The sequence below is a fragment of the Microbacterium luteolum genome (assembly GCF_039533965.1).
Classification (GTDB): domain Bacteria; phylum Actinomycetota; class Actinomycetes; order Actinomycetales; family Microbacteriaceae; genus Microbacterium; species Microbacterium luteolum.
Genome location: NZ_BAAAUN010000001.1, coordinates 246,873 through 268,703, shown reverse-complemented (window position 1 = coordinate 268,703; position 21,831 = coordinate 246,873). Strand labels below are relative to the sequence as shown.

23 protein-coding genes are annotated in these 21,831 nt (G+C 68.8%); 4 read left to right on the top strand and 19 right to left on the bottom strand.

Annotated features, from left to right (window positions below):
• Nucleotides 1-53 precede the first annotated feature (53 nt).
• Genes ABD648_RS01305 through dusB form a run of 4 tightly spaced genes read right to left on the bottom strand, consistent with a single transcriptional unit; the run spans nucleotide 54 to nucleotide 5,252 of the window.
• Nucleotides 54-827, bottom strand: a complete 774-nt coding sequence (locus ABD648_RS01305) for an ATP-binding cassette domain-containing protein (RefSeq protein WP_282216939.1) — start codon at nucleotides 825-827, stop codon at nucleotides 54-56.
• Between the two features lie 36 nt (nucleotides 828-863).
• The gene (gene dnaG, locus ABD648_RS01300) at nucleotides 864-2,723 is read right to left on the bottom strand and encodes a DNA primase (protein WP_282216938.1); all 1,860 of its coding nucleotides are present in this window, start codon (nucleotides 2,721-2,723) and stop codon (nucleotides 864-866) included.
• Nucleotides 2,723-4,108, bottom strand: a complete 1,386-nt coding sequence (locus ABD648_RS01295; protein WP_282216937.1) for a deoxyguanosinetriphosphate triphosphohydrolase — start codon at nucleotides 4,106-4,108, stop codon at nucleotides 2,723-2,725. Before ABD648_RS01295 ends, dnaG begins: the two co-directional genes overlap by 1 nt.
• On the bottom strand, nucleotides 4,098-5,252 hold the full coding sequence (gene dusB / locus ABD648_RS01290; protein WP_282216936.1) for a tRNA dihydrouridine synthase DusB: 1,155 nt from the start codon (nucleotides 5,250-5,252) through the stop codon (nucleotides 4,098-4,100). Before dusB ends, ABD648_RS01295 begins: the two co-directional genes overlap by 11 nt.
• 59 nt (nucleotides 5,253-5,311) lie before the next feature.
• Between dusB and ABD648_RS01285 the strand changes: the two genes are divergently transcribed.
• Nucleotides 5,312-5,806: a glutathione peroxidase gene (locus ABD648_RS01285; RefSeq protein ID WP_116636646.1), complete on the top strand. Its 495-nt coding sequence runs from the start codon at nucleotides 5,312-5,314 to the stop codon at nucleotides 5,804-5,806.
• On the opposite strand, the gene ABD648_RS01280 is transcribed toward ABD648_RS01285, so the two are convergent.
• The gene (locus ABD648_RS01280; protein WP_282216935.1) at nucleotides 5,803-6,495 is read right to left on the bottom strand and encodes a DsbA family oxidoreductase; all 693 of its coding nucleotides are present in this window, start codon (nucleotides 6,493-6,495) and stop codon (nucleotides 5,803-5,805) included. The two genes, ABD648_RS01285 and ABD648_RS01280, sit on opposite strands and share 4 nt — an antisense overlap.
• Before the next feature lie 89 nt (nucleotides 6,496-6,584).
• On the opposite strand from ABD648_RS01280, the gene ABD648_RS01275 reads away from it, so the two are divergent.
• Nucleotides 6,585-7,196, top strand: coding sequence for a P-loop NTPase family protein (locus tag ABD648_RS01275; RefSeq protein ID WP_282216934.1), 612 nt, complete (start codon nucleotides 6,585-6,587; stop codon nucleotides 7,194-7,196).
• On the opposite strand, the gene ABD648_RS01270 is transcribed toward ABD648_RS01275, so the two are convergent.
• Complete coding sequence (locus ABD648_RS01270) at nucleotides 7,136-7,939, bottom strand: isoprenyl transferase (RefSeq protein WP_282216933.1); 804 nt, start codon at nucleotides 7,937-7,939, stop codon at nucleotides 7,136-7,138. The genes ABD648_RS01275 and ABD648_RS01270 overlap by 61 nt on opposite strands.
• Nucleotides 7,936-8,679, bottom strand: a complete 744-nt coding sequence (gene recO / locus ABD648_RS01265; RefSeq protein WP_282216932.1) for a DNA repair protein RecO — start codon at nucleotides 8,677-8,679, stop codon at nucleotides 7,936-7,938. Before recO ends, ABD648_RS01270 begins: the two co-directional genes overlap by 4 nt.
• 34 nt (nucleotides 8,680-8,713) lie before the next feature.
• Between recO and ABD648_RS01260 the strand changes: the two genes are divergently transcribed.
• A complete protein-coding gene (locus tag ABD648_RS01260; protein ID WP_282216931.1) occupies nucleotides 8,714-9,406 on the top strand; it encodes a trimeric intracellular cation channel family protein in 693 nt (230 codons plus the stop codon).
• 188 nt (nucleotides 9,407-9,594) lie between these two features.
• On the opposite strand, the gene leuA is transcribed toward ABD648_RS01260, so the two are convergent.
• Nucleotides 9,595-11,349 carry a 2-isopropylmalate synthase gene (leuA, locus tag ABD648_RS01255; RefSeq protein WP_282216930.1) on the bottom strand — a complete coding sequence of 585 codons (1,755 nt, stop codon included), beginning with the start codon at nucleotides 11,347-11,349 and terminating at the stop codon, nucleotides 9,595-9,597.
• Nucleotides 11,350-11,543: 194 nt separating this feature from the next.
• Here leuA and ABD648_RS01250 point away from each other — a divergent pair, with 194 nt between their 5' ends.
• Nucleotides 11,544-12,191: a hypothetical protein gene (locus ABD648_RS01250; RefSeq protein WP_282216929.1), complete on the top strand. Its 648-nt coding sequence runs from the start codon at nucleotides 11,544-11,546 to the stop codon at nucleotides 12,189-12,191.
• A 22-nt stretch (nucleotides 12,192-12,213) separates the two neighbouring features.
• Here the strand turns inward: ABD648_RS01250 and ABD648_RS01245 are convergent, their stop codons facing one another.
• From ABD648_RS01245 to hrcA, 11 genes are all read right to left on the bottom strand, one after another.
• Nucleotides 12,214-13,155: a quinone oxidoreductase family protein gene (locus ABD648_RS01245; RefSeq protein ID WP_282216928.1), complete on the bottom strand. Its 942-nt coding sequence runs from the start codon at nucleotides 13,153-13,155 to the stop codon at nucleotides 12,214-12,216.
• A gap of 11 nt (nucleotides 13,156-13,166) precedes the next feature.
• Nucleotides 13,167-14,150, bottom strand: a complete 984-nt coding sequence (locus ABD648_RS01240) for a hypothetical protein (protein WP_282216927.1) — start codon at nucleotides 14,148-14,150, stop codon at nucleotides 13,167-13,169.
• Nucleotides 14,150-14,722 carry a sigma-70 family RNA polymerase sigma factor gene (locus ABD648_RS01235; RefSeq protein ID WP_282216926.1) on the bottom strand — a complete coding sequence of 191 codons (573 nt, stop codon included), beginning with the start codon at nucleotides 14,720-14,722 and terminating at the stop codon, nucleotides 14,150-14,152. Before ABD648_RS01235 ends, ABD648_RS01240 begins: the two co-directional genes overlap by 1 nt.
• A gap of 3 nt (nucleotides 14,723-14,725) precedes the next feature.
• Nucleotides 14,726-15,622 carry a GTPase Era gene (gene era, locus ABD648_RS01230; RefSeq protein ID WP_282216925.1) on the bottom strand — a complete coding sequence of 299 codons (897 nt, stop codon included), beginning with the start codon at nucleotides 15,620-15,622 and terminating at the stop codon, nucleotides 14,726-14,728.
• Entirely contained in the window at nucleotides 15,615-16,910 is a 1,296-nt protein-coding gene (locus tag ABD648_RS01225; protein ID WP_282216924.1) for a hemolysin family protein, read from the bottom strand. Before ABD648_RS01225 ends, era begins: the two co-directional genes overlap by 8 nt.
• Nucleotides 16,907-17,365, bottom strand: coding sequence for an rRNA maturation RNase YbeY (gene ybeY / locus ABD648_RS01220; RefSeq protein WP_017202321.1), 459 nt, complete (start codon nucleotides 17,363-17,365; stop codon nucleotides 16,907-16,909). Before ybeY ends, ABD648_RS01225 begins: the two co-directional genes overlap by 4 nt.
• A 16-nt stretch (nucleotides 17,366-17,381) precedes the next feature.
• Nucleotides 17,382-18,407, bottom strand: a complete 1,026-nt coding sequence (locus ABD648_RS01215; RefSeq protein ID WP_282217473.1) for a PhoH family protein — start codon at nucleotides 18,405-18,407, stop codon at nucleotides 17,382-17,384.
• Between the two features lie 79 nt (nucleotides 18,408-18,486).
• Nucleotides 18,487-18,837 carry a histidine triad nucleotide-binding protein gene (locus ABD648_RS01210; RefSeq protein ID WP_282216923.1) on the bottom strand — a complete coding sequence of 117 codons (351 nt, stop codon included), beginning with the start codon at nucleotides 18,835-18,837 and terminating at the stop codon, nucleotides 18,487-18,489.
• A gap of 48 nt (nucleotides 18,838-18,885) precedes the next feature.
• Nucleotides 18,886-19,614, bottom strand: a complete 729-nt coding sequence (locus tag ABD648_RS01205) for a 16S rRNA (uracil(1498)-N(3))-methyltransferase (RefSeq protein WP_282216922.1) — start codon at nucleotides 19,612-19,614, stop codon at nucleotides 18,886-18,888.
• Between the two features lie 2 nt (nucleotides 19,615-19,616).
• Nucleotides 19,617-20,732 carry a molecular chaperone DnaJ gene (gene dnaJ, locus ABD648_RS01200; RefSeq protein WP_282216921.1) on the bottom strand — a complete coding sequence of 372 codons (1,116 nt, stop codon included), beginning with the start codon at nucleotides 20,730-20,732 and terminating at the stop codon, nucleotides 19,617-19,619.
• A gap of 37 nt (nucleotides 20,733-20,769) precedes the next feature.
• A complete protein-coding gene (hrcA, locus tag ABD648_RS01195) occupies nucleotides 20,770-21,801 on the bottom strand; it encodes a heat-inducible transcriptional repressor HrcA (RefSeq protein ID WP_282216920.1) in 1,032 nt (343 codons plus the stop codon).
• Nucleotides 21,802-21,831: the final 30 nt, after the last annotated feature.

Sequence of the window (21,831 nt, the reverse complement as noted above, 5' to 3'; positions counted from 1 at the left end):
GGGCCCCACTCGTGACACCGGGGCGGGGTCGACGCAGCTCGGGCGTGTCGTGTTCAGTGCCGCGAATCGGACTCGGCGTTCGGGACCCAGAGCAGGTCCTTGCCGACGCCGCGAGCGACCACGTGACCGCCCCGGAGCATGAGCGTCTCGGCGTTCAGCTCGCGGATGAACGCGGCGTCATTGGTCACGAGGAGCGCCGCCATCGACTCTTCCTTCCGGCGACGGGTGATCGCGTCGAACACCACCGGTCGCACCTCCAGATCGAGGTTCGCGAGCACCTCGTCGGCGATGAGCACCTTCGGCTCCAGGATGAACGACCGGGCGATCGCCACGCGCTGACGCATACCGGCGCTCAGCTCGTACGGGAACTTGGCTGCGGTGCCGAGCGGAAGGTGCAACTCGTCGAGCAGCGTCGCGACACGGATAGACAGCGCCTTCGTGTTGACCCGGCGCTCTCGGATCAGGATCGGCTCGGCGATCACCTCGTTGACGGTCAGACGAGGCGGGAGGTCGGCACCCGCGCCCTGCGGGACGAAGCCGGTGCGGTACGTGAGGATGCGGTGCTTCCGTCCGGGCCGGCGCACGTCGACACCGCAGACGGTGGCGCTGCCGCCCACGACGCGCACTGACGGGTCGGTGGACCCCGCGAGGGCGGCGACCAGGGTGGATTTTCCCGACCCCGTCGGACCCGCGACACAGATGAGCTCGCCTGGAGCGAGAGAGAACGTCACGCCATCGACGGCGCGGGTGGGCGTGCCGTGCCCGATCCGGTCGATCACCAGATCCGAGCAATCGATCGCGTTCTGGGATTCGGGCCTGCGGGACATGACTCCATCCTGCCCTCTGCGGACCTGCTGGCCGCGTTACGACTCGGCGAACCTCTGACGCTCTGCGTCGATGTCGCGCAGACGCATACGCAGGGCGCGACCGCCGTCGGACTCCGCGGGGACCCGCTGCACCGCGCCGAGCAGCTCCTGCTTGTCGCGCTCCAACTGACGGAGGATGAGACGACGGGCGAGATCGGTCGTCGAGGCGACGGCGCCCTCCTCGTTCCTGGCGGGGAACGGCGTCATCAGCAGCTCGCCGGCCAGCGACCGGTACGGCTCCCGCACGCCGTTGACGGCGTCCGTCACCCAGCCCGCCCTCGTGCGGTCGGGAGCGGATGCCACTGCCTCGCGCACGGCATCGAGCCCGGGTGTCCGGAACGGCGCGCCGAGGGCGCGGTTCAGGAGGGTCTGGTCGACCTGGTGTCCGTACTGCAGGGCCCCCATCAGAGCATCGCGCTCGACCGCGACGTCGGCCGTCCGGGGCAGGCTCGCGAGAGTGACGGGGGCGACGGCGGCGATACCGGTCGCCGGATCGGCCTGCGTCGTCTCGCGCCGTGCCGCGGGCTGCTGCGAGGCCCCACGCGCGGCGCGTTCCACCTCGCTGTGCACCTCGGTGGGATCCATCCCGAGACGCCGGGCCAGCACGCGCTCGTACCCGGGGCGCAGCAGCCGGTCCCTGATCTCGGCGACGATGGGCGAGGCCGCACGAAGTGCACCCACACGCCCCTCGACCGTGGAGAGGTCGAAGCCGCCGAGCTTCCGGTCCATCGCGAACTCGAACATCGGCACCTTGGCGTCCATGAGCGCGCGCACCGCGGCATCCCCGCGCTGCAGACGCAGATCGCACGGATCGAGGCTGTCCGGCGCGACCGCTACGAAGGTCTGCGCGTTGAACCGGTCGTCCTCGGTGAACGCACGCAGCGCCGCCTTCTGTCCGGCTTCATCGCCGTCGAACGTGAAGACGACCTCGCCCGAGGCGTTGTCGTCTCCCATCACCCGGCGCAGCACCTTGATGTGCTCGGTGCCGAACGCGGTGCCGCAGGTCGCGATCGCCGTCGTCAGCCCCGCGAGATGGCAGGCCATGACGTCGGTGTACCCCTCGACCACGACGACTCGGCGAGGGTCTCCGCGGGAGATGTCGCGCTTGGCGAGGTCGAGCCCGTAAAGCACCTGCGCCTTCTTGTAGATCGGCGTCTCCGGCGTGTTGAGGTACTTCGGGCCCTGGTCGTCGTCGAAGAGCTTGCGCGCGCCGAAGCCGATCGTCTGCCCCGAGACATCGCGGATCGGCCACACCAGGCGTCCGCGGAACCGGTCGTAGACGCCGCGCTGTCCGGTCGAGACCAGGCCGGCGGTGGCGAGCTCCTCACGGGTGAAGCCCTGCGCGGTGAGCGCCTTGAGCATCCCGTCCCAGCCGCGCGGAGCGAAGCCGACACCGAAATGCGCGGCGGCCCCGGAATCGAATCCGCGCTCGCCCAGGAACCGCCGCCCGGCCTCGGCGTCGGGAGAGAGCAGCTGTGCGCGGAAGAACTCCGCCGCGGCCGTGTTCGCCGCGTAGAGGCGGCTGCGTCCGCTGGTCTCGGGCGCCGCTCCCCCGTCTTCGTAGTGCAGCGTGTAGCCGATGCGACCGGCGAGACGCTCGACCGCCTCCGAGAAGCTGACGTGGTCCATCTCGCGGAGGAACGAGTACACGTCCCCCGACTCGCCGCAGCCGAAGCAGTGGTAGTAGCCCACCTGCTGCCGCACGTGGAAGCTCGGGCTCTTCTCGTCGTGGAACGGGCACAGCCCCTTGAGGGATCCGACTCCGGCCGACTTCAGCGCCACGCGCTCGCCGACGATGTCGGCGATGTTCGTGCGCGCCTTGACCTCGTCGACGTCGGCCTGCCGGATGCGGGGCATCAGCCCACCCCTTCGGCGACGGGCCGCCTCTCGGCGTGCGCGCCTGCCCTCGCACGGGCGTGCCGCGGCGTCCAGATGCCGACCTCGGCGGGGTCGATCTCGCCCACCAGACGGTTGTGCCAGTCGATCGCGCTCTGATCGGTGAGGCTCGCGATCTGGTCGACCACGACCCGTGCGCGCTCGGCATCGTCGACCGCGGCGACGAAGTCCGCCGCGAACGCGGGCTCGAGCACGTCGGCCCCCGCCGACCAGAGTGCATCGGTCGACCACAGCGAGTCGGCGAGCCTCTTCAGCACACGCCGCTGCTCCTTGTAGACGCCCTTGCGCGCATCGATCGTGACGATCGCCTGTCCCATGATGCCCTTGAGCACCGCGATCTCCGCCTCCACGACACGGGGCACGACGACGTGGGCGTTGTAACGCACGAGATTGCTGCCGCCATACGCGTCGCGGGTGGCCGAGACGGAGGCACGCGCGAAGCGCCCGATCAGATCGCTGGTCAGGTTCTTCAGACGGGCGAGGGCCTGACGCGACCGGTCGAAGGACGGGAGCCACATCGACTGCGACGCCAGCCGGTAGAGGGCGTCGGCGAGCTCGTCACGGGTGAAGTCGTAGCCGACCCACTGCTGGATGCGGCCGACGAGGGCATCGTGACCGCGCGGATCCGCGAGCTGGGCGACGTCGACGTAGCCGTTGACGATCGCGTCCTCGAAGTCATGCACGGAGTACGCGATGTCGTCGGAGAGATCCATGATCTCGGCCTCGATGCAGCGGAGGCGCCCGGGGGCGCCTTCGCGCATCCACCGGAACACGGCCTCGTCCTCGGGGTAGACGCCGAACTTGAGTCGACCGCCCGGATCGGGGACCGGGCTGTCGACGGTCCAGGGGTACTTGCACGTCGCGTCGAGACTCGCCCGCGTGAGGTTGAGTCCGACCGAGTGGTCGTCGTCGTCGAGGACCTTGGCTTCGAGCCGCGTCAGGATGCGCAACGACTGGGCGTTGCCCTCGAACCCGCCGATGTTCTCGGCCCACTCGTTGAGCGCGCGCTCGCCGTTGTGGCCGAACGGCGGATGGCCGAGGTCGTGGCTCAGGCAGGCCGTGTCGACGACGTCGGCCGAGACGCCGAGGGCCGTGGCGAGCTCGCGACCGACCTGCGCGACCTCGAGCGAGTGCGTCAGGCGGTTGCGCGCGAAGTCGGCTGTGCTCGCGGGGCTCAGGACCTGCGTCTTCGCGGCGAGGCGGCGCAGCGCCGCCGAGTGCAGCACACGGGCGCGGTCGCGGGCGAAATCGTCGCGCTCGGAGCGGTGCGTCTCCGCGAAGAAGCGCTCGGCGTCACGGGAGTCGTAACCGTCGGTCCGCGCACCGGCCTGAGTGTCAGCCACCACTGTTCTCGATCTCCGCTCCACGCATCATCTCGGAGGCCGACGACTCGATCTCCCGCGACTCCAGCCACTTGTCCGGCAGGGCCGTCCGCTTCGGATGGCCGGAGCGTCCGCGCTGGCCCTCCGCATCGGCACCCGGGTACGGTGCGGTGTGATCGAGCCGGCCGAGCAGGTCGTCGATCTCCGCGAGGCTGGATGCGGTGGCGAGTCCGGTGCGGATGTCTCCGCCGACCGGATAGCCCTTGAAGTACCAGGAGACGTGCTTGCGGATGTCACGGCATCCGCGGTCCTCCTCGTCGAAGAACTCGACGAGGAGCTGAGCGTGCCGGCGGAAGGCGTTCGCGACGAAGCCGAGCGTTGCATCGACCGGGTGCGATTCTGCGCCGAAGGCGGCGGCCAGTTCGCCGAAGAGCCAGGGGCGGCCGAGGCAGCCGCGGCCGACGACGACGCCATCGCAGTCCGTCTGCTCCATCATGCGCACCGCGTCGTCGGCCGACCAGATGTCGCCGTTCCCGAGCACCGGAATGCTCGTGACCGCCTGCTTGAGTTCGCCGATCGCGTTCCAGTCGGCGTGCCCCGAGTAGAACTCGCTCGCCGTGCGGGCATGGAGCGCGACGGCTGCGGCGCCGGCGTCTTCGGCGGCGCGTCCGGCCTCGAGGAAGGTCAGGTGGTCGCGGTCGATGCCCTTGCGCATCTTCACCGTCAACGGGATGGAACCGGCGGCCTTGACGGCCTGGTCGACGATGTCGGCGAACAGCTTCGACTTCCATGGGAGCGCCGCTCCCCCGCCGCGGCGCGTGACCTTCGGCACCGGGCATCCGAAATTCAGGTCGATGTGGTCGGCGTGATCCTCGGCGACGATGATCCGCACGGCCTCGGCGATGGTCCCGGGATCGACGCCGTAGAGCTGGATCGATCGCGGGGTCTCGGACTCGTGGTGCCGGATCAGGCGCATCGTGGTCTCGTTGCGCTCGACGAGCGCCCTCGACGTGATCATCTCGCTGACGTAGAGCCCCGCACCGTACTCGCGGCACAGACGACGGAATGCGGTGTTGGTGATGCCCGCCATGGGCGCGAGGACGACCGGCACGTCGAGGTCGATCGGACCGATGCGAAGCGGGCGGGCGGGGGCGGTGGCGAGAGTCATGTCCCCTCCATTCTCCCAGACGCGGAGCCGGTGCGGATGCGGCGACCTAAGCTGTGAATATGACCGATTCTGCGCTCCGTTCGATCCCGTTCACCGACGCCCAGGGCAACGAGAAGACGCTCGACGACCTCGGTGCCGACGTGGTGCTCGTGGTGAACGTCGCCTCCAAGTGCGGCCTCACCCCGCAGTACGAGCAGCTCGAGGAGCTGCAGCGCCTCTACGGTGACCGCGGCTTCAGCGTCGTGGGCTTCCCGTGCAACCAGTTCTTCGGTCAGGAGCCGGGTTCCGTCGACGAGATCCTCGAGTTCTGCTCGACGACCTATGGTGTCTCGTTCCCGGTGAACGACAAGGTGAAAGTGAACGGCAAGAACGCCTCCGAGCTCTACAAGGCTCTCAAGGAGGCCCCGGATGCCGGCGGCAAGGCGGGCCGCGTCGAGTGGAACTTCGAGAAGTTCCTCGTGCTGCCGGACGGCGAGGTTCTGCGCTTCCGCCCGAAGCAGAAGCCGGACGCCCCCGAGATCGTCAGCGCGATCGAAGCGGCCCTGACCCGCTAGACCGCCGCGGGCTCGGTCTCGTCCTCGGTCTCTCCGCGCTTCGCCCAGAGATCGCGGAGGACGTTCTCGAACGCCTCGGGAGGCTGAGCGCCGGAGATGCCGTACTGGCCGTCGATGACGAAGAACGGCACGCCCTGGATGCCGTAGGCCTGCGCCTGCGCCTGGTCCTGACGGACGGCGGGGAGGTAGGTCTCGCTCTCGAGAGCCTGCCGCGCGCCATCGGCGTCGAGACCGACCTCGACCGCGAGAGCGACGAGGTCGTCGATGCGGCCGACGTGCTTGCCCTCGGTGAAGTACGCCGACATCAGGCGCTCCTCCATCGCGTGCTGAAGGCCCTCGGCCTTCGCGAAGTGGAGCAGCTCGTGCGCCTTGACGGTGTTGGTGTGCTGCAGGAGGTCGAAGCGGTACTCGAGGCCCGCGTTCGCCGCGACGCCGGTGACGTTCGACAGCATCTGCTCGACCTGTGCCCGCGGCATCCCCTTGTGGCCGGCCAGGAAGTCGATCTCATCGCCGTCGAAGTCGACGGGGGTGTCGGGCGAGAGCTCGAAGGAGTGGAAGGTGACGGTGACCTCCGGGGCGTCCTCGTCGGCGGAGACGGCTTCGAGGCCCTTCTCCAGATTGCGCTTGCCGATGTAGCACCATGGGCAGGCGATGTCGGACCAGATGTCGATCGAGATGGGTTCGCTCACACCTTCATCCAACCGCATGGTTCTGTGAGCTATTCCGGGACATGCTCAGGTCCAGGGCGACGAATCCCCGCGATCGATAGGATTTCCGGATGCTCTCCGCCGACGATCCGCTACCGCTCAGACCGGAGCGAGTACTGATCGCCGGAGTATCCGGGTCGGGAAAGACGACGCTCGCCGGCCGCATCGGTGACGCATGGGGACTGCAGCACGTCGAGATCGACGCGCTGTTCCATGGGCCGAACTGGACACCGCGACCGGAGTTCCTCGACGACGTGCGCGCGTTCGCGGCCGAGGACCGCTGGGTGACGGAGTGGCAGTACACGAGCAAGGGCACCGACGAGATCCTGACGCCCCGTGCCCAGCTGGCGGTCTGGCTCGACTATCCCTACCGCGTGGTGCGTGCGCGGCTGATCCGTCGGACTCTCGCCCGCGGCATCCTGCGGCGAGAACTGTGGAACGGCAACCGCGAGAAGGGGCCGTGGAACCTGCTCAATCGCGATCCCGAGCAGAACATCCTCCGGTGGCAGACGAAGACGCTTCGCACGTGGGAGGAGCGGATGCCGACGATCTCGGAGCGTTTCCCGCACCTCACGATCGTGCGCCTGCGGCATCCTCGCGAGACCGAGAAGTGGCTCCGCGCTCAGGCCGACGCGTCGGGCGCGTCGACGGCTCCCCCGAAGCGACGGTCGCGCGACAGGTAGATGCCGATCGCCCGCCACAGCTCCTCGCGGGAGAAGTCGGGCCACAGCGTGTCGAGGAACACCATCTCGGCATACGCCGATTCCCACAGCAGGAAGTTCGAGGTGCGCTGCTCCCCCGAACTCCGCACGAAGAGGTCGACGTCGGGCATGTCGGGCACATAGAGGTGGCGGCGGATCATCTTCTCGCTGATCGCGTTCGGCTTCACCCTCCCCGCGGCGACATCAGCGGCGATCGAGCGCATCGCGTCGACGAGCTCGATCCGTCCGCCGTAATTGACGCACATGGTGAGCGTGAGCACGTCGTTGTCGCGCGTGAGCTGCTCGGCGTACTGCAGCTCCTTGATGACGCTGCCCCACAGCCGCGGCTTCCGTCCGGCCCAGCGCACCCGCACGCCCCACTCGTTCAGCTGGTCGCGTCGGCGGTGCAGCACATCGCGGTTGTATCCCATCAGGAAGCGCACCTCCTCGGGAGAGCGCGCCCAGTTCTCGGTGGAGAACGCGTACACGGACAGGTGCTTCACTCCAGCCTGGATCGCACCGGCGACGACGTCGAGGAGCACCTCCTCGCCGGCCTTGTGTCCTTCGACGCGGTTCAGGCCGCGGCGGTTCGCCCAGCGGCCGTTGCCGTCCATGACGATCGCGACGTGCTCGGGCACCGCAGGGAACGCTGGCGGGTGCACACCCGTCCAGTCGAGAGGGCGATAAGCCACGGCATCCTTGTGCGTGTAGGGCTTGGGAGTCACCGTGCTCCTTCTCCTCGGATGTCGGAAACGTGCGAGAGCGAGCGGATGCCGCGCTCCAGGTGCCACTGGGCGTAGGCGCCGACCAGTCCGGCCGCGGCAGCCGACTCGGCAGGAGACGCCGCGTCGATGAACTCCCAGTCGCCTCGGATCAGCGCGCGGAGCAGTTCGAGCGTGCGTTCGGCGATGCGGGGGCTCCCGGCCGGCGCATCGTTCACGCACACGAGTCCGCCCAGCTGAGCGACGAAGGTGCTGTGCGGTCCGGGCGCCGCGCATCGGGCGCAGTCGTCGAGCGAGGGCGCCCATCCCGACAGGGACATGACGCGTAGAAGGTAGGAGTCCAGGATGCTGCGCGGCACGTGCTCGCCCCGCGAGAGCGCGCGCAGGCCGCCGACGAGGAGCAGATACTGCTCGGGCGTCGCCTCGGAATCACTCAGCCGGTCGGCGGTCTCGACCATCGCGTTGGCCGAGGTGAAGCGGTCGTAGTGCGCGGCGATGTCGGTGCCGTACGAGCCCAGCGACTCCGCCTGCTGCACGATGTCGAGCGAGCGACCCTGGTAGAGCTGCACGTCGGCGACCATGAAGGGCTCCAGCCGCGAGCCGAACTTCGACGAGGTGCGGCGCACGCCCTTCGCCACCGCCCGCACCTTGCCGTGCCGACGCGACAGCATGGTGACGATGCGATCCGCCTCGCCCAGCTTGTGGGTGCGCAGGATCACCACTTCGTCTCGGTAGGTGGGCACCCTTCGATTATCCTCCGTGCGCGAGAATGGGAGCGTGACCGAACCGCTCTTCACCATTCCGCTGTGGGCGGACCTCCTCGGTGTCGGCCTCGGCGGGGTGCAGGGCGCACTTTTCGCCTCCGGGTTCCAGGGGCAGCGGCGCCTCGACTGGCTGGGCGTGGCGATCATCGGCATCATGATCGGCATGGGCGGCGGTCTGATCCGCGACATCCTGCTCGGTCAGACGCCGGCGACTCTGCAGAATCAGTGGTATCTCGTCACGGCCACCGGAGCAGCGCTCTTCGGGATGCTCCTCGCGGGGCTCTTCAGCCGCCTGAACACCGTGATCGTCGTGCTCGATGCGGTCGTCATCGGAATGTTCGGCGCTTTCGGGACGAGCAAGGCTCTGGCCTTCGGGATTCCGGAGGTTCCCGCCGTCTTCATCGGCGTCTGCGCCGCGGTCGGCGGCAGCGTGCTGCGCGACATGCTGATGGGTCTTCCGACCGCGATCATGCACGTGGGTTCGCTGTACGCCGTCGCCGCCGGCGCCGGGTGCGCGTTCATCGTGATCGCGAACGGCTTCGGCATGTCGATCACACTCGCCGCGATCATCGGCATCGTGGTGACCGCCGTGATCCGTGTGCTCGCGGTGAGCTTCGACGTCTCGCTCCCGGAGCAGCGACGCATCTATCGCCGCAAGGTCGCCGCCGAGACCGGCGCCATCCCGATCGTGAAGCCGCGCGACTGAGCGGAGGCCCGGCGAGCCGCCCACCCCTCCCCGCGGGATTGACACACCTCACGTCGGAATCGCCTCGGCCTTCCGACATCACGTGCCAACCTCGCGGTGGGACGGGACTCGCAGTTGGCACCTCTCGACGGAATCGGAGGTGCATTCCGGCAAGAGGTGCCAACCACGGGCACCCGTGGGCGACGGGGTCAGACGGCGGCCAGCTCCTGCTGACGCGTGCGGATCGAGCGGTTCACGCCCGACACGATCGCCTTGAGCGATGCGGTCGAGATGTCGCCGTCGATTCCGACGCCCCACAGCCGCTGGTCCCCGACCTGCAGTTCGACGTAGGCCGCAGCCTGCGCGTCGCCGCCCGCACTGAGAGCGTGCTCGACGTAGTCGTAGACCGTGATGTCGAAGCCCTGCGCACGCAGCACCTCGACGAACGCGGCCACGGGTCCGTTGCCGGAACCCGCGACGGCCAACTGCTGCTCGTCGTCGCGCAGCACGACGTCGAGCACGACCTCGCCCGACATGTCGCTGCGGGTCTGCGTCGCGAGCAGCTCGAAGCGGCCCCACTTGGCGGCGGAGTCGTCGGCAGGCAGGTACTCGTCGTTGAAGATCGACCAGATCTGGTCGGACGTGACCTCGCCGCCTTCGGCATCCGTCTTGGCCTGAACCACGCCGGAGAACTCGATCTGCAGCTTGCGCGGCAGGTCGATCGCGTGATCCGACTTCAGCAGGTACGCGACGCCGCCCTTGCCGGACTGCGAGTTGACGCGGATGACGGCCTCGTACGAGCGGCCCAGGTCCTTCGGATCGACGGGCAGGTACGGCACGGCCCATTCGATGTCGTCGACCGTGACGCCCTCGGCCGCGGCGCGGACCTCCATGGCCTCGAAGCCCTTCTTGATCGCGTCCTGGTGCGAGCCGCTGAAGGCGGTGAAGACCAGGTCTCCGGCCCACGGGCTGCGCTCGGGCACCGGCAGCTGGTTGCAGTACTCGACCGTGCGCTTGACCTGGTCGATGTCGCTGAAGTCGATCTGCGGGTCGATGCCCTGCGTGAAGAGGTTGATGCCCAGCGCGACGATGTCGACGTTGCCGGTGCGCTCGCCGTTGCCGAAGAGGCAGCCTTCGATGCGGTCAGCCCCGGCCATGTAGCCGAGCTCGGCCGCCGCGATGGCCGTGCCACGGTCGTTGTGCGGGTGCAACGACAGGATGATGTTCTCGCGGTGGGCGAGGTGGCGGCTCATCCACTCGATCGAGTCGGCGTACACGTTCGGCGAGGCCATCTCGACGGTCGCGGGCAGGTTGATGATCACCTTGCGGTCGGGAGTCGGCTCGAAGACCTCGATGACCTGGTTGCAGATGTCGAGGGCGAACTCGAGCTCGGTGCCGGTGTAGCTCTCGGGCGAGTACTCGTAGTAGACCTTCGTGTCGGGGATGGTCTTCTCGAACTTCCGGCACAGGCGTGCGCCTTCCAGCGCGATGTCGATGATGCCCTGCTTGTCGGTGCGGAAGACGACCTCGCGCTGCAGCACGCTGGTCGAGTTGTACAGGTGCACGATGGCCTGCTTCGCACCGGCGATCGACTCGTAGGTGCGCTCGATCAGGTGCTCGCGCGCCTGCGTCAGCACCTGGATCGTCACGTCGTCCGGGATCAGGTTCTCTTCGATGAGCTGGCGGACGAAGTCGAAGTCGGTCTGGCTCGCCGACGGGAAACCGACCTCGATCTCCTTGTAGCCCATGCTGACGAGCAGCTCGAACATGACCCGCTTGCGCTCGGGCGACATCGGGTCGATCAGGGCCTGGTTGCCGTCACGGAGGTCGACCGCGCACCAGCGGGGCGCCTCGGTGATGCGAGCGTCGGGCCAGGTGCGGTCCGGCAGGTGGACGTTGATCTGCTCGTGGAACGGCCGGTACTTGTGGATCGGCATCGCTGAGGAGCGCTGAGTGTTCTGCATGATGGGCTTCTTCTCTTCGTCAAGATGTACGGGCCAACACAAGCGCCGCGACGAGGAAGGCCCTAGCTCTTAGGACTCGTCGCGGCAGCTAAGAAGAAGCAGACCGCCGAAAGGCATGCGGCAATGGTAGCAGGGAAGCTCCTGTCCCGTTCGACGGTCGTGAGACGATCGATGCGCAAGCGACACTGAGGAGTATGAGCACATCGCACCGTCGCCTCGCTCTCGCCGCGGCATCCGTCCTCGGGGTGTTCGCCCTCAGCGCCTGCGCAGGCGGGGCCGGCGACTCCCCCGCGCCGACGAACACCGCGATCCCGTCGGACAAGCGCCTCGAGAACGCCACGCCCGGCCTGCCGGAGGGCCGCGTGATCGGCGTCGGCACCGTCCTGGATGTCGCGGGCGACATGCAGCTGTGCCTGGGCGCGATCATGGAATCGTACCCGCCGCAGTGCACCGGCGTCCCGCTCGATGACTGGACGTGGGACGGCGTGGACGGCAGCGAGACCAGCGGTGAGACGACCTGGGGTGCCTATGCGGTCTACGGCACCTATGACGGGGAGCGTCTGACGAACACCGATCCGCCGATCATGCTGGCCCTGTTCGACCCGGTGGCTCCGGAGGATCCGACCGGCGGTGTGGAGGGCGCGACCGACGATGCCGAGCTCACCCGGATCCAAGACGACATCTCCGCACGCCTCGGACAGGACGCCCTCACCGTGGGCCCCGACCGCGGATACGTCTGGCTGCAGGTCGTGTGGGACGACGGCACGATCCAGGATGCTGCCGATGCCGAGTTCGGCGACGACGTGGTGATCGTGACCTCGTCGCTCCGCGAGATCGACTGACCGGTAAACCCGAATAGAGGCCTCAGGCGTCTGGGATCAACGCGAGCTTGCCGCCGGGGTGGCCGGTCGCGAGGAGGCGATGCGCCTCGGGTGCCTGGTCCAGCGCGAATGTTCGCGCCACGGGCACGACCAGGTCGCCGTTCTGCGCCAGAGCGATCAGTTCCGCGCGGACCTCGTCGCGGAACCGCGTACTGGCCGGCATCGACCCGGCGATGGCCAGGATGCCGTCGGCCCCGGCGCGGCCGAACGCGGCGATCGTGACGATGCGCCGGCGATCCGCGACGAGATCGAGCGAGACGTCCACGGCCTCATCCGTGCCGACGGCATCGAGCGCCGCAGCGATCGGCCCGCCGGCTGCGTCGCGCACCCGATCGGCGAGGCCGTCGCCGTAGCGCACGGGCACCCCTCCGAATCTGTGCACCTCGTCGAAGCGGTTCTCCCCCGCCGTCCCGATCACTCGGATACCGCGCAGCCGCGCCTGCTGCAGCACGCTCACACCGACAGCCCCCGAAGCGCCGTGCAGCAGGATCGTCTCTCCCGGCGCTGCGCCGGTGACCGCGAGCATCTCGGCCGCGGTCGTGCCGACGAGAAGGAGGTTGGAGGCCTCGGCGTGGGTGAGTGTCGTCGGCTTCGCGAACACCTTCTCGGCGGGCACCGTGAGTTGAGTCGAGTATCCGCCGCGCACGCGGAAGGCGACGACCTCGTCGCCCACGGATGCGGCGCCCGATCCGATCGCGGTGTTCGGGCCGATCGCGGTGAGTTCCCCGGATACCTCGTATCCGATCGCCGCCGGGAACTCGACCCCTGCCCGCGGGCCTGCGACATGCTTCGCATCGGCCGGATTCACGCCGGCGGCCCGCACGCGGATCGTGACCTCACCCTCGGCCGGCGCAGGCGGCTCGTACTCGACGAAGTCCCAGGTCTCCGGTGCGCCCGGGGTCCGTGCGATCCACTGCAGTGCCATGGTCACACGCTTCATTCGATGGTTCCTTCCGGGACATCCCACATCTCGTAGGAGATGATCGCTCCCGCGTCGAAGATCTCGTCCGCGATCAGCACGGTGCGTTCGACACCGACGATCCGGCCCGTCTCGCGCGAGATCAGGATGAGGTCGCTCGCTGCCCCGTCCGGGGACTGCACGCGGATGCCCGCCACCGGCCGACCGAGACGATCCGTGGAGGTGCCGAGTGCGACACCGTCGCCGGCCTCCTCCAGGAGCGAGAGAAGCTCGGCGTGCTGCGCGTTCGTCAGAGTCCACTGCTGGAGAACCGACGTGAACGCGCTCTCGACATCGAACGCTGTGGGATCGTCCGGCATGCCGAAAGCGCGGAGCATCGCGACCATGTCCTCACCGTCGTCGGCCGGCACGGTCGTCCAGGGCGTCGTGAAGTCGCCGGGTTCCATGATGAGGTCCGTGATGACCTCGCCGCTGCTCGTGACCTCGGCGGCACTGTTGGCCACGGCATCCGCGGGATCGTAGGGGACGCCTGCGATGATCGTCATCCGCCCGGAGCCGTCGGGCTCCCACGTCAGCGTCGAGAGCTTCGGCACGACCTTCGACTCCTTCTTGCCGACGTCGACCGCGAAACCCCATGACGCTGTCCGAACCGTTCGCTCCGCCGCGGAAGGACCGGCCGACGCGGCGAGAGCGGTATGCGCCTGCTCGACGACGTCGGCCACCGTGGCCTCGCCCTCGAAGTCCAGGGGCGCCGGCGTGCCCGCGACAGCGGCGACCTGGGGCGTGACCAGCGCGAAGGCGACGACCGCGGCGGTCGCGACCGCGACGAGCCCGGTCGCCCAGCCCAGAACGCGCACACGACGACGTTTCTTCGGGGCCGCCGTCGATCGGAGGATCCGATCGCGGGTCGCGATGGCGTTCGCGTCGGGAACGGCGTCGCGCGGGGTGCGTCCGGGATCCGCGTCACTCAAGGCCCTGTCGAGAACCGTGTCGTCAATCATCACCGGATGTCCCCCCCCTCCAGGCCGAGCTCCGTGCGCAGACGATCCTGCGCACGGCGAAGCGTTCTCCGCACCCTGGACTCAGAAGCGCGCAACAGCTCCGCGATCTCCCCCTCCGCGAGTCCGTCCCAGTACGTGAGCATGATGATACGCCGTTCCCTGGCGGTGAGGACCCCCACCGCCCGCACGACCTCGGCCTGCCCCACTCGTCCGGGAGGCGCGGGATCGCCGGTGACTCCCGCGTGCACCGCATCGAGCGCGGTGAGCAGCGTCAACGCACGCCCGGAACGCGCGCGCAGGCGACGCTCCGCCGCACGCAGCAGCCAGACCCGACCCATCGGTCGAGCAGGCTTCAGCCGTGACCAGGCGAGGAGGAACACCTCCGAGACGATCTCGGTCACCTCGGCGTCGTCATCGACGACGCACTCGATGTGGTGACGCACCGCCGCCCAATGATCGTCGAAGACGCGGGTGAAGACCTCGTTCCGCAGCGCTTCCGGGTCCGGGCTGCGGCCGTTCATGCCTGCGGGGTCGGCGGTCTGCCCGCCGCCCTCGACGTGGTGCCGGAACACATCTCAGAATCCGAGCCGGCCGAGCTGCTTCGGGTCGCGCTGCCACTCCTTGGCGACCTTGACGTGCAGACCCAGGAAGACCCGCGTGCCGAGGAGCTCCTCGATGCCCTTGCGCGCACGAGCTCCCACATCACTGAGCCGTTTGCCCTTGTGCCCGATGATGATGGCCTTCTGGCTGTCCCGCTCGACGACGATCGACGCGTGGACGTCGGTGAGGTCGGTGCCTTCCCGGGGCGCGATGTCGTCGATCACGACCGCGATCGAGTGCGGGAGCTCGTCCCGCACGCCGTCGAGGGCCGCCTCGCGGATCATCTCGGCGATGCGGTCCTCCTGCGACTCGTCCGTGGTCATGCCCTCGGGATACAGGGCCGGGCCCTTCGGCATGAGGCTCAGCACCTCGTCGGCCAGCACCTCGAGCTGGTCCCGCGTCAGCGCGGAGAGCGGGATGACGGCAGCCCAATCCTCGCGGAGGGCATCGACTTCCAAGAGCCTCTCGGTGATCTCGTCTCGGCCGGCGGCATCCGTCTTCGTGACGATGGCGATCTTCTTCGCCCGCGCATAGCCGTCGAGGGAGGCCGCGATGCGCCGATCGCCCGGGCCCACCTTCTCCGTCGCCGGCACGCAGAACCCGATCACGTCGACGTCGCCGAGCACCTGGTCGACGAGGTCGTTGAGGCGCTCGCCGAGCAGGGTGCGCGGCTTGTGGATCCCGGGGGTGTCCACGATGACGAGCTGACCCTCCGGGCGATTCACGATGCCGCGGATGGCACGGCGGGTGGTCTGCGGCTTCTCGCTGGTGATGGCGATCTTCTCGCCGACGAGCGCGTTCGTGAGCGTGGACTTGCCCACGTTCGGCCGGCCGACGAAGGTCACGAACCCGCTTCGGGTGTTCTCAGTCATCGTGTCGTTCTCCCTCGTCCTGCGAAGCGTCGGGCTCCGTTGCCGTGCGTTCCACGAAGACCGTGGCGATTCCTCGACCGCGGCCGCGCGATGCTCCGCCGGTCAGCGCGAGCCCCGAGACCGTCGCGGTCGCGCCGGGCTGCGGCACCTGGCCCAGGGCCTTTCCGAGCAGACCGCCGATCGAGTCGACGTCCTCGTCCTCGAGTTCGAGGCCGAAGAGATCGCCCACGTCCTCGAGCGAGAGCCGAGCGCTCACGCGGTACCGGCCATCACCGAGATCGACGAACTCCGCGGATACCTGATCGTACTCGTCGGAGATCTCTCCGACGAGCTCCTCGATGAGGTCCTCGAGTGTCACGAGCCCGGAGATGCCGCCGTGCTCGTCGATCACCAGGCACACGTGCACCGCGTCGCGCTTCATCTGCTGCAGGAGCGTCTCGGCGCGCATCGACTCGGGCACGAACGTGGCAGGGCGGGCGATGGGGCGGATGGATGCCGCGCGCCAGGCGCTGTCGTCGCGGTAGGCGAACTGCACCAGATCCTTCAGGTAGAGCACCCCGACGACGTCGTCGGCGTCGTCGTCCACCACCGGCATGCGCGACACGCCGCGGTTCAAGAACAGGGACATGGCCTCGTCAGTGGTCGCGGTGGCGTCGACGGTCACCATCTCGGTGCGCGGAACCATCACCGCACGGACGAACTGGTCGGTGAAGTCGAACACCGAGTGGATGAGGTCCCGGTCGTCCTCTTCGATGAGGTCGTTCGAGGCCGCCTCGTCGACCATGCTGAGCAGCTGGTCCTCGCTCGTGAAGGAGCTGCGCCCGGTGCCCGGGGTGACCCTGTTGCCGAGCACGACGAGCGCCTGAGCGAGAGGGCCGAGGAAGATGCGCAGCCCGCGCACGATCGACGCGGTACCGCGGATCATGCCCTCAGCGTGCTGGCGGCCGAACGACCGCGGGCTGGCGCCGACGAGGACGAACGTGATCGCAGTCATCAGCAGCGCGGCGGCGAGCATCGCCCACCAGTTGTTCTCGATCAGGATCGTGAATGCCACGGTCACGAGCACCGCAGCCGTGACCTCCGCCAGGACGCGGATGAACGCGACCGCGTTGACGTGCGCATCGAGGTCGGCGGCGATGCGGCCGAGGGCCTTCGCCCGCCGTCCTTCGGTCGCCATGTCGGCGAGGTTCGCGCGCGAGGCGACACCGTAGGCGGCATCGATCGCGGCCATCAGACCACCGAAAGCCACCAGGAGCACGGCGGCGATGAGCAGGAGGGTCGCTGTCATCGGCGGCGTTCGGCCGCGGCGAAGCCTTGGATGAGCTCCTTCTGCAGTCCGAACATCTCACGCTCCTCGTCGGGCTCGGCGTGGTCGAAGCCCAGGAGGTGGAGCAGGCCGTGGGTGGTGAGCAGGATGAGCTCGTCCATCAGTGTGTGACCGGCCGCCTGCGCCTGGGTCTCCGCGACCTGCGGGCACAGCACGATGTCGCCGAGCAGCCCCGGAGCGGTCGGACGATCTTCGGTCCCTGGACGCAGCTCGTCCATCGGGAAGCTCAGCACGTCGGTCGGACCCGGCTCGTCCATCCACTGCACATGGAGCGCCTCCATGGCACCCTCGTCGACGAGCACGATGGCCACCTCGGCGTCGGGGCTGACATGCAGCTGTGCGAGGTTGAAGTCGGTCAGCCGCTGGAGCACGGTCTCGTCGACGTCGATCGCCGACTCGTTGTTGATCTCGATCATGACTGTGCTCGTTTCATCAGGAGAGGCCTCGTTTCGGCATCCGGTCACGGGGTCCTGGGCGCTGCGCCCCTCGGCGCTCGGCGCGATTGGCGAACTCCGCCGCCTGCTCGCGTTCGAATCGCTGCGCCGTGCGCTTCTCGTCGTATTCGCTGTAAGCGTCGACGATGCGACCGACGAGGGAGTGACGCACCACGTCGGCGCTCGTGAGCCGCGAGAAGTGGATGTCGTCGATGCCGTCGAGCACGCGCGTGACGAGTCGGAGTCCCGAGGAGCCCTGCGGGAGGTCGACCTGGGTGATGTCGCCGGTGACGACCATCCGCGTGCCGAAGCCCAGGCGGGTGAGGAACATCTTCATCTGCTCCGGCGTGGTGTTCTGCGCCTCGTCGAGCACCACGAACGAGTCGTTCAGGGTGCGACCGCGCATGTATGCCAGCGGCGCGACCTCGATGGTTCCGGTGGCCATCAGCCGCGGCACGATCTCGGGGTCCATCATCTCGTTGAGCGCGTCGTACAGCGGTCGCAGGTACGGATCGATCTTGTCCGTGAGCGTGCCGGGGAGGAACCCGAGCCGCTCCCCCGCCTCAACTGCAGGACGGGTCAGGATGATGCGGGTGACCTCCTTGCGCTGCAGCGCCTGGACGGCCTTCGCCATCGCGAGATAGGTCTTGCCCGTTCCGGCGGGACCGATGCCGAACACGATCGTGTTCTCCTCGATCGCGTCGACGTACTCCTTCTGCCCGAGCGTCTTCGGCCGGATGACCTTGCCCCGCGTCGTGAGGATCGCCTCGCCGAGCACCTCGCTGGGACGCGGACCGCCCTCCTGCCTCAGCATCCGAGCCGAGTTCGAGACATCGCTCGGAGCCAGGTCGTGACCCGCCCTGGTCATCGCGAGCAGCTCGTCGACCAGGCTCTTGGCTCCGGCGACGGCCTCCCGCGAGCCGCTCAGGGTGATCTCGTTGCCTCGCACGAGGACCTGCACATCACGGTGCTCCTTCTCGAGCATGCGCAGTAACCGGTCCTGCGGACCGAGCAGCTGCACCATCGCGACGCCGTCGGCGTAGATCTTCTCGACCGACTCGGGCGGGACGCCGCCGAGGCTGCGTTCCTGCGGTTCGTGGTTGTCAGGCACCGACACTCTTCTCCGTCAGTCCGCCGGCCAGCACATGTGCGTGGACGTGGAAAACCGTCTGACCGGCGTTCGCGCCGGTGTTGAAGACGAGGCGGAAATCGCCGTCGTCCGTGTGCGTCGCCGCGAGTTCCTTCGCGAAGGCGATCATCTCGGCGAGCAGAGCCGGATCTCCGGCCGCGAGCTCGGCGACGTCGCGGTACTCCGCCGACTTCGGCACCACGAGAAGATGCACGGGCGCCTGGGGCGCGATGTCGCGCAGCGCGAAGACGCGATCGGTCTCACCGAGGATCTCCGCAGGGATCTCCCCGTTCAGAATGCGCGTGAAGATCGAGGGTTCCGTCATGGTGTCAAGTCTACTGACCGTCACGGACCGCGGTCCGTGGGTCCCGGCTCACCAGCGCCCGAGCGCGACCGACAGGAGGGCGATCGCCGCAGGACCCGCCGTCGAGGTGCGCAGCACCGTGTCGCCGAGGAGCACGCGCTCTGCACCGGCATCCGTCAGCAGGGCGAGCTCCTCGTCGGAGATCCCGCCCTCGGGACCGACCACCAGTACCAGGTCGCGCCCGTCCGGTTGAATCGCCGAGAGCCGGACCGATGCCGTCGGATCGAGCAGCAGCACGCGGTCGGTGCTCGCCCGCGCGGCGAGCTGCTTCGTGGTCACCGGTGCGGCGACCTCGGGGACCCAGGCGCGGTGCGCCTGTTTCGCCGCTTCCCGCACGATGGTCGCCCAGCGCTCCCGCCCCTTCGCGGCCTTGGGGCCTTCCCAGCGCGACACGCTGCGGCCGGCCTGCCACGGCAGGACCTCGTCGACGCCGAGCTCGCAGGCGGCCTGCACGGCGAGCTCGTCGCGATCGCCCTTCGCGAGGGCCTGCACGAGGACGATCCGCGGCGAGGGTGCCGGATGCTCGATCCTCTCCTCGATGCGCACGTCGACGAGCGACGGCGACACCTCTTCCGCGACACCGGCGAGCCACACACCGGCACCGTCGCCGACCGTGACGGCCTCGCCGACGCGGAGCCGGCGCACCACGGCCGCGTGCTTCGCCTCGGCGCCGGTCAGCGACACGACGTCTCCGACACGGGCGTCGGTCGACGACTCGACGAGGAAGTGCAGCGCCACGATCAGTGCCCGCGGAACCGGTCGCGGAGCTTGGAGAAGAGTCCCTGCTGGAACTGGGCGAGCTGCGGGCCGGGGGCCTTGGCCTTCTTCGCGAAGTCCTCGATCAGGGCGCGCTGCGCGGAGTCGAGCTTGGTCGGCGTCACGACCTGCACGCCGACACGGAGGTCTCCGCGCTGCGAACCGCGGAGCGGGGTGATGCCCCGACCCTTGATCGTCAGCACGTCACCGGACTGCACGCCGGGACGGATCTCGAGGTCGACCTCGCCGTCCAGTCCCTGGATCGAGGTCTCCGTGCCGAGGATCGCATCCGACATCGACACCTCGAGGGTCGCGAGCAGGTCATCGCCCTCGCGGCTGAAGGCCTGGTGCGCGTTCACGGACACCTCGACGTACAGGTCTCCGTTGGGGCCGCCGGCCTTGCCGACCTCGCCCGAGCCGGGGAGCTGCAGACGGAGTCCGGTCTCCACACCCGCCGGGATGTCCAGCGACACGGTGCGGCGCGAGCGCACGCGCCCCTGGCCGCCGCAGGTGCCGCACGGGAACGGGATCGTGGTGCCGTAGCCCTCGCAGGTACCGCACGGCTGAGAGGTGACGACGTTGCCGAGAAGGCTGCGCACCTGACGCTGCACGTGTCCCGAACCGCCGCAGATGTCGCAGGTCACGGGCGAGGTGCCCTCCTGGCAGCACGACCCCTGACAGGTCTCGCACAGCACTGCCGTGTCGACCTCGATGTCGCGGTGCGCACCGAAGACGACGTCGCCGAGGTCGAGCGTCACGCGCACGAGGGCGTCCTGACCCCGTTCGCGACGAGAACGCGGTCGTCCGCCGCGGCCGGCACCCTGTGCCGCGCCGAAGAACGTCTCGAAGATGTCCCCGAAACCGCCGAAGCCGCCGAAGTTGCCGGCTGCGCCGTCGCCCCCGCCCATGTCGTAGCGACGGCGCGAGTCGTCGTCGCTGAGCACGTCGTACGCGTGCGTGACGAGCTTGAACTTCTCTGCGGCCTCGTCGCCCGGGTTCACATCCGGGTGCAGCTGCCGCGCCAGGCGCCGATACGCCTTCTTGATCTCGTCGGTGGAAGCGTCTCGGGACACCCCGAGAACCTCATAGTGGTCCGCCACGATCGCCTTTCTGCGTGTGTCTCTCGTGACCGTCGCCTCAGCGACCGGCCTCGTCCTCGTCGAGCATCCGCGACAGGTAGCGGGCGACCGCCCGCGCCGCCGCGAGATTGCTCGGATAGTCCATGCGCGTCGGCCCCATCACACCGACCCTCGCCGTCCCGCTGGGGGCGGCGTAGTTGCTGGCGACGATCGACGCCTCGCCGAGACCGAACGGCTCGTTCTCGGTGCCGATGCTCGCGCCGAGCCCCTGCTCGTCGGTCACCATCTCGCCCATCAGCCGCAGCAGCGTGACCTGCTCCTCGATCGCCTCGAGGATCGGATGGATGCTGCCGCGGAAGTCCTGCTCCCGCCGCGCGAGCGTCGCGGCTCCCGCCATGACCAGACGCTCCTGACGGAACTCCCCCAGCTCCTCGATGACGACGGCGGCGAGCGTGCGCAGCGCGACGTCCTTCGTCTGGTCCTCGGCGGCGACGAGGTTCTGCAGCCGCTCGGCCGCATCGCTCACCGCCTGCCCCGTGATCAGGGCCGAGAGCCGCGCGCGCAGGACGGCGGTGTCGGCCTCGTCCACGTCGACGGGCAACGGCGTCAACCGCTGCGAGACGCCCCCCGCGTCGGTGACGAGGACGATCAGCACGCGATTCGGCGCGAGGGCCACGAGCTCGAGGTGCGTGATGTGCGCGCGAGCGAAGGACGGGTACTGCGCGAGCGCGACCTGCCCGGTCAGCTGCGTGAGCACCCGGACCGTGCGGATCATCAGATCGTCGAGGTCGGTGGGGCCCGTCAGGAACGACTCGATGGCGGTGCGCTGGGCGACGCTGAGCGGTCGCAGCTGCGCGAGATGGTCGACGAAGACGCGGTACCCCTTGTCGGTGGGCACCCGCCCCGAGGAGGTGTGCGGAGCGGTGATCAGCTCTTCGTCCTCGAGCAGCGCCATGTCGTTGCGGATGGTCGCCGCGGAGACGCCGAACGAGTAGCGATCGACGATGGAGCGGCTTCCGACGGGTTCGTGGGTCTCGACGTAGTCCTGCACGATCGCACGGAGAACCTGGAGTCCTCGCTCTGAGACCATCACCTTCCCCTTCCGCCGGCACTCGGACAC

Coding starts and splice junctions, on each gene's coding strand:
- leuA (WP_282216930.1), bottom strand. CDS start 11,349: ATGCAGAACACTCAGCGCTCCTCAGCGATGCCGATCCACAAGTACCGG.
- ABD648_RS01250 (WP_282216929.1), top strand. CDS start 11,544: ATGAGCACATCGCACCGTCGCCTCGCTCTCGCCGCGGCATCCGTCCTC.
- ABD648_RS01225 (WP_282216924.1), bottom strand. CDS start 16,910: ATGACAGCGACCCTCCTGCTCATCGCCGCCGTGCTCCTGGTGGCTTTC.
- ABD648_RS01240 (WP_282216927.1), bottom strand. CDS start 14,150: ATGATTGACGACACGGTTCTCGACAGGGCCTTGAGTGACGCGGATCCC.
- ABD648_RS01275 (WP_282216934.1), top strand. CDS start 6,585: ATGCTCTCCGCCGACGATCCGCTACCGCTCAGACCGGAGCGAGTACTG.
- ABD648_RS01210 (WP_282216923.1), bottom strand. CDS start 18,837: ATGACGGAACCCTCGATCTTCACGCGCATTCTGAACGGGGAGATCCCT.
- era (WP_282216925.1), bottom strand. CDS start 15,622: ATGACTGAGAACACCCGAAGCGGGTTCGTGACCTTCGTCGGCCGGCCG.
- ABD648_RS01305 (WP_282216939.1), bottom strand. CDS start 827: ATGTCCCGCAGGCCCGAATCCCAGAACGCGATCGATTGCTCGGATCTG.
- hrcA (WP_282216920.1), bottom strand. CDS start 21,801: ATGGTCTCAGAGCGAGGACTCCAGGTTCTCCGTGCGATCGTGCAGGAC.
- ybeY (WP_017202321.1), bottom strand. CDS start 17,365: ATGATCGAGATCAACAACGAGTCGGCGATCGACGTCGACGAGACCGTG.
- ABD648_RS01215 (WP_282217473.1), bottom strand. CDS start 18,407: ATGGTGCAGCTGCTCGGTCCGCAGGACCGGTTACTGCGCATGCTCGAG.
- ABD648_RS01285 (WP_116636646.1), top strand. CDS start 5,312: ATGACCGATTCTGCGCTCCGTTCGATCCCGTTCACCGACGCCCAGGGC.
- ABD648_RS01245 (WP_282216928.1), bottom strand. CDS start 13,155: ATGGCACTGCAGTGGATCGCACGGACCCCGGGCGCACCGGAGACCTGG.
- dnaG (WP_282216938.1), bottom strand. CDS start 2,723: ATGCCCCGCATCCGGCAGGCCGACGTCGACGAGGTCAAGGCGCGCACG.
- dusB (WP_282216936.1), bottom strand. CDS start 5,252: ATGACTCTCGCCACCGCCCCCGCCCGCCCGCTTCGCATCGGTCCGATC.